The organism is Rhizobacter sp. P3_B12, assembly GCF_056402895.1.
This window is the reverse complement of record NZ_JBFUGN010000305.1, coordinates 1-6,259: the sequence shown is the minus strand read 5'-3', so window position 1 is coordinate 6,259 and position 6,259 is coordinate 1. Positions and strand designations below refer to the sequence as shown.

Sequence of the window (6,259 nt, the reverse complement as noted above, 5' to 3'; positions counted from 1 at the left end):
GCTCAACGCGGGCCGCATCGAACAGGTGGGCACGCCGATGGAGCTGTACCACCGGCCGGTGAACCGCTTCGTCGCCGGCTTCATCGGCTCGCCGAAGATGAACTTCATCGAAGGCAAGTTGCTGGGTGCGGACGACGGCCTGGCCCGCATCGCGCTGGCCGACGGCTCGACCGTGACGGTGCAGGCCGACACCGCATCACTGGCCGCCGGTGCCACGGTCACCGTGGGCCTGCGCCCCGAGCACGTCGACGCTGCCAGCACGCCCACCCCCCCRCAGGCGATGCGCGCGCACGTGCAACTGGCCGAGCACCTGGGCGACATCACCTACCTGCACGTGACCTTGACCGGCCTGGATTCGTCAACGAGAAGCGAGGCGATGACGATCCGCACCGCGCCGGAGAACCCGCTGAAGACGGGCGACACCGCGTATTTGAGTTTCCCGCCGCAGCGCGGCTTCCTGTTCGACGAGCAGGGGCGCACGCTCTTTTCATCACCACAACACACACCACCCGGAGACACACGATGAACACCAAGCGACATCACCTGAAGCTGCTCGCCGGCGCCGCGATCCTGGCGCTGGCCGGCACTGCCCTGCCTTTGGTCAGCCACGCCGCCGAGCCCGGCAAGCTGCTGATCTGGATCAACGGCGACAAGGGCTACAACGGCCTGGCCAAGGTGGGCGAGGAGTTCACCGCCAAGACGGGGGTGCAGGTGGTGGTGGAGCACCCGGAGGACGCGCCGAACAAGTTCCAGCAGGCGGCCGCGGCCGGCAAGGGCCCGGACATCTGGATCTGGCCGCACGACCGCATCGGCGAGTGGATCGCCGGCGGGCTGCTGCAGCCGGTTGCGCCGAGCAAGAAGGTGCTGGCCGACCTGGACCCGCTGGCCGTCAAGGCGTTCGCGGTGGGCGGCAAGCAATGGGGCTACCCGATGTCGATCGAGGCGGTCTCGCTGGTCTACAACAAGGCGCTGGTGCCGACCCCGCCGAAGACCTTCGACGAGGTGATCGCGCTCGACAAGAAGCTCTCGGCCTCCGGCAAGAAGGCGATCCTCTGGGACTACAACAACACCTACTTCACGTGGCCGCTGCTGGCCGCCGGTGGCGGCTACCCGTTCAAGCTGAAGGCCGACGGCAACTTCGACCCGGCCGACACCGGCGTCAACAACGCCGGYGCSYTGAAGGGCGCGGAGCTGCTGAGCAAGCTCGTGAAGGACGGCGTGATGACCAAGGGTGCCGGCTACGCCGAGATGGARGCGGGCATGGCGCAGGGCAAGGTCGCGATGATGATCAACGGCCCGTGGTCGTGGGACAACCTCAAGAAGGCCAACATCGACTTCGGTGTCGCCAAGATCCCGAGCGTCAACGGCAAGAAGGCCGCGCCCTTCGTCGGCGTGCTGGGCGCGATGATCTCCAAGGCCTCGCCGAACCGCGACGTGGCGGTGGAGTTCATCGAGAACTTCATGCTCGCGCCGAAGGGSCTGAAGACGATCAACGACGACGTGCCGCTGGGGACGCCGGCGAGCAAGGCGCTGTTCGCCGAGCTGAAGAGCAACGCGAACATCCAGGCGACGATGGCCAGCGCSCAGGACGGCGCGCCGATGCCCAACAACCCGGAGATGGGGCGCTTCTGGTCGTCGATGGAGTCGGCGCTGAAGAACATGACCGAGGGCCGCCAGCAGCCGAAGGAGGCGCTGGACGCCGCGGCCAAGCGGATCACGGCCAAGTAATCCACGCAGGCACCCGAAGACGATGAAGTACCGGCTGCGCCCCGGCCCGGCCCTGCTCGCGCTCGTGCTGGTCGCGGCGCTGTACGTGGTCGCGATGGTCTACGCGGCCGGSCAGACGCTCTTGGCCGGCACGATGCTCGCGATCACCGCGCTCGCGCTGTGGGTCTACAGCKCGGCGAAGACCTACGCCTGGCGCTACCTGTTCCCCGGCATCGCCGCGGCGCTGGTCTTYGTCGTCTTCCCGATGGTCTACACGATGGCCATCGGGTTCACCAACTACAGCTCGCGCAACCTGCTGGAGTTCCCGCGGGCGACGCAGTACTTCCTGGACGAGACCTTCCACGGCGGCGAGGGCGCGAGCTAYGCGTTCACGCTGCATGAGGACGGGCCGGAGTTCCGCTTGCGGCTGGAAGACGCGGACAGCGGCAAGGCGTGGGTCAGCGGCCGGCTCGCGCTKGCRACSACCACGCCGCKGGARRTSAAGCTSSMGCCGCAAGACCCGGCGCAGGCCCCGCTGGCCGAGCCGGCGCCACTCAAGACCGTGATCGSCMRGCAGAAGMACCTGCAGGCGCTGACCCTGCGCCTTCCCGACAGCGACCTCAAGCTCGTGATGACCGGCCTGCGCCAGTTCGGCGCCGTGCAGCCGCTGTACAARCGCARCSCCGACGGCTCGCTCGTGAACCAGCAGACGAACGCCGTGCTGCGCCCGAACATGACCAGCGGCTTCTACGAGACCGAGGCCGGCGAGCGCCTGCAGCCCGGCTTCCAGGTCGGCGTGGGTTTTGCCAACTACCAGCGCATCTTCACCGACGCCGCGTTCCGCGAGCCCTTCGTGCGCATCTTCCTCTGGACGGTGGTGTTCTCCGCGCTCACCGTGTTCTTCGGTGCYGCGCTCGGCATGTTCCTGGCGGTTCTCTTCAACTGGGATGCGCTGCGCTTCAAGGGCCTGTACCGCACGCTGCTGTTCCTGCCGTATGCGGTGCCGGGGTTCATTTCCATCCTGGTGTTCAAGGGCCTGTTCAACAACAATTTCGGCGAGATCAACCTGATCCTCGATGCCCTGTTCGGCATCAAGCCCGCGTGGTTCTCGGACCCGCTGCTGGCCAAGGTGATGCTGCTGATCGTCAACGTGTGGCTGGGCTACCCGTACATGATGGTGATCTGCTCGGGGCTGATCAAGGCGATCCCGGCCGACCTGTACGAGGCCTCGGCGGTGGCCGGGGCCGGGCCGTTCACCAATTTCTGGCGCATCACGCTGCCGTTGATCCTGAAGCCGCTGACGCCGCTGCTGATCTCGGCCTTCGCGTTCAACTTCAACAACTTCGTGCTGATCAGCCTGCTCACCGGCGGGCGGCCCGACTTCCTGGACACCAGCGTGCCGGCCGGCACCACCGACCTGCTGGTGAGCTACACCTACCGCATCGCGTTCCAGGATTCGGGCCAGCAGTTCGGGCTCGCSGCGGCGATCTCCACCGTCATCTTCGCGATGGTGGCGGTGATCTCGCTGGTGCAGATGCGCCTCACGAAGATCTCCAAGGACGAATCGAGGTAAACCAGATGGCCATCGTCCTCGACAAGAGCCACCGCTGGCGCGTGCTGGCCGCGCACGCGTTCCTGATCGCGCTCGTCGCGCTGGTGATCTTCCCGTTCCTGATGATCCTGTCGATCTCGCTGCGCCCGGGCAACTTCGCCGCCGGCAGCCTGATCCCCGAGACCATCAGCTTCGAGCACTGGAAGCTGGCGCTGGGGATCTCCTACACCGCGCCCGACGGGCGCCTCGTGAAGCCGGATTTCCCGGTGCTGCTGTGGCTGTGGAACTCGGTCAAGGTGGCCAGCCTGACCGCGGCGATCACGCTGACGCTGTCGACCACCGCCGCCTATGCCTTCGCGCGCATGCAGTTCCGCGGCAAGCGCATGGCGCTCGGCGGGCTGATGCTGATGCAGATGTTCCCGGCGGTGCTSGCGCTGGTGGCGATCTTCGCGATCTTCGACCGCATCGGCAGCGTGTTCCCGTTCTTCGGCATCGACAGCCACGCCTCGCTGCTGCTCGCGTACTCGGGCGGCATCGCGCTGCACGTGTGGACGATCAAGGGCTACTACGACACGATCCCCGTCGAGATCGAGGAGGCGGCCAAGGTGGATGGCGCAACGCCGTGGCAGGCCTTCCGGCTGGTGCTGCTGCCGATGGCGCTGCCGATCCTGATGGTGGTGTTCCTGCTCGCSTTCATCGGCGCGATCATCGAGTACCCGGTGGCGTCGATCCTGCTGCAYGAAGAGGCCAAGCTGACGCTGGCGGTGGGSTCSAAGCTGTTCCTGTACGACCAGAAGTACCTGTGGGGGGATTTCGCGGCCGCCGCCATCCTGTCGGGGCTGCCGATCACGGTGGTGTTCATCCTCGCGCAGAAGTGGATGATCTCGGGGCTGACCGCAGGAGGTATCAAGGGATGAGGTCCGTCGTCGCCCTGCTGTTGAGTTTGCTGTGGACCCTGCTGGCGGCCTGCACGACCCCCGCGCCTGCACCGAAGCCCCCTGCCCCGCCCGCGATCAGCGGCCCGGTCTCCGTCCCTGGTGCCTTCGCCGACAACGCCATCGTCTACTTCGCCGTCACCGACCGCTTCGCCAACGGCAACCCGGCCAACGACCATGCCTACGGCCGCCAGCGCGAGGCCGATCCGGCTGCCGATGTCGCCACCTTCCACGGCGGCGACCTGAAGGGCATCACGAACAAGCTGAACGAAGGCTGGTTCCGCGAGCTCGGCGTCAACGCGATCTGGATCACCGCGCCGTACGAGCAGATCCACGGCTGGGTGGTCGGCGGTGACAAGGCCTTCAAGCACTACGCCTACCACGGCTACTACGCGCTCGATTACACCGTGCTCGACCAGAACATCGGCACGCCCGACGAGCTGCGCGAGATGGTGAGCGCCGCGCACCGCCAGGGCATCCGCATCCTGTTCGACGTGGTGATGAACCACCCCGGCTACCTCGACCTGCAGACCGCCCGCGAGCTGAACCTCAAGGTGCTGTGGCCGGGCAGCGAGCGCGCGACGCTGCGCGACTACCACGGCTTCATCGACTACAACAGCTTCGCGTTCGCCGACTGGTGGGGCCGCCCGTGGGTGCGCGCCGGCCTGCCCGGCTACCTCGACGGCGGCCGCGACGACCTGACGATGCAGCTCGCCTACCTGCCCGACTTCCGCACCGAGAGCACCGAGCGCGTGAAGCTGCCCACCTTCCTGCGCACCAAGCCCGGCACGCGCGCCCGCGACCTGCCCGACGCGACCGTGCGCGACTACCTCGTGACCTGGCTCAGCGACTGGGTGCGCGAGTACGGCATCGACGGCTTCCGCGCCGACACCGTCAAGCACGTCGAGCCGGCGGCCTGGGCGGCGCTGAAACGATCGGCCACCGCCGCGCTCGCCGACTGGAAGGCCCGCCACCCGGCCGACAAGATCGACGACCAGCCGTTCTGGATGGTCGGCGAATCCTGGGGCCAGGGGCCGGAGCGCAGCCCGCTGGCCGATGCCGGCTTCGATGCGCTGATCAACTTCGAATTCCAGGACCTGGCACCGCAGTTCGCGCAGCCCGACGCGCTGTACAGCCGCTATGCCTCGCTGCTCGCCGGCCGGCCCGGCTGGAACGCGCTGAGCTACGTCTCGTCGCACGACACGCGGCTGTTCGATCGCAGCCGCCTCGCGCTGGCCGGTGCCGCGCTGTTGCTCGCCCCCGGCGCCGTGCAGATCTTCTACGGCGACGAAACCGCGCGCCCGCCCGGCCCGGCACCGGCCTCCGACCCGCAGCAGGCCACCCGCTCCGACATGAACTGGGCCACGCCCGACACCGCGCAGCTCGCGCACTGGCGCCGCCTGGGCAGCTTCCGCGCACGCCATGTCGCGCTGGCACGCGGCGTGCATCGGCAACTGTCGGCCAGCCCCTATGTCTTCAGCCGCGTCGATGCGCAGACCGGCGATGCGGTCGTCGTCGCGATGGCGGTCGACGGCACCGTCACGCTGCCGCTGGGCGCCACCTTCGGCAACGGCGAGGCGCTGCGCGACGCGTACAGCGGCCAGCGCGTCGAAGTGCTCGATGGCCGGGTCACCCTCGCCGCCACCGGCTACGTCCTGCTCGAACGCGCCCCCGCGGCCACGCTGGCCGCCTCCCCCCTCCCATCCCCTTTCGCTGGTGTTGCCCCCCGTCCATGACCATCGACCTCAGCTCCCGCTCGACGCCCTTCACCGACCTGCGGCTGCTGGCCGACATCGGCGCGACCTACGCCCGCTTCTGCATCGAGCCGGCAGCGGGCCAGTTCGAGCACGTGGCGGTGCTGCCGTGCAGCGAACATGCCGGCATCACCGAGGTGATCCAGGCCTACCTCGCGACGGTGCCGGAGCTCACGCCGCGCCATGGCGCCGTGTCGATCGCCAACCCGATCCAGGGCGACCAGGTGCGCATGACCAACCGCGACTGGGCGTTCTCCATCAAGGAGGTGCAGCAGCAGCTGAAGCTGTCGACGCTGCTGGTCGTCAACAAC

Annotated in this window: 6 protein-coding genes; all 6 read left to right on the top strand. The window is 68.0% G+C overall.

The window, feature by feature from the left end:
• The coding region (locus tag AC1D01_RS16780) for a TOBE domain-containing protein (protein WP_477868179.1) at nt 1-526 on the top strand (526 nt) is incomplete at its 5' end.
• Entirely contained in the window at nt 523-1,728 is a 1,206-nt protein-coding gene (gene malE, locus AC1D01_RS16775; protein ID WP_477868177.1) for a maltose/maltodextrin ABC transporter substrate-binding protein MalE, read from the top strand. The genes AC1D01_RS16780 and malE, both read left to right, overlap by 4 nt.
• Nucleotides 1,729-1,750: 22 nt before the next feature.
• Complete coding sequence (gene malF, locus AC1D01_RS16770; RefSeq protein WP_477868175.1) at nt 1,751-3,280, top strand: maltose ABC transporter permease MalF; 1,530 nt, start codon at nt 1,751-1,753, stop codon at nt 3,278-3,280.
• Nucleotides 3,281-3,285: 5 nt separating this feature from the next.
• On the top strand, nt 3,286-4,176 hold the full coding sequence (malG, locus tag AC1D01_RS16765) for a maltose ABC transporter permease MalG (protein WP_477868173.1): 891 nt from the start codon (nt 3,286-3,288) through the stop codon (nt 4,174-4,176).
• The gene (locus AC1D01_RS16760; protein ID WP_477868171.1) at nt 4,173-5,930 is read left to right on the top strand and encodes an alpha-amylase family glycosyl hydrolase; all 1,758 of its coding nucleotides are present in this window, start codon (nt 4,173-4,175) and stop codon (nt 5,928-5,930) included. Before malG ends, AC1D01_RS16760 begins: the two co-directional genes overlap by 4 nt.
• Nucleotides 5,927-6,259 (top strand): glucokinase (locus AC1D01_RS16755; RefSeq protein WP_477868169.1); only part of this gene is annotated, 333 nt, incomplete at its 3' end. The genes AC1D01_RS16760 and AC1D01_RS16755, both read left to right, overlap by 4 nt.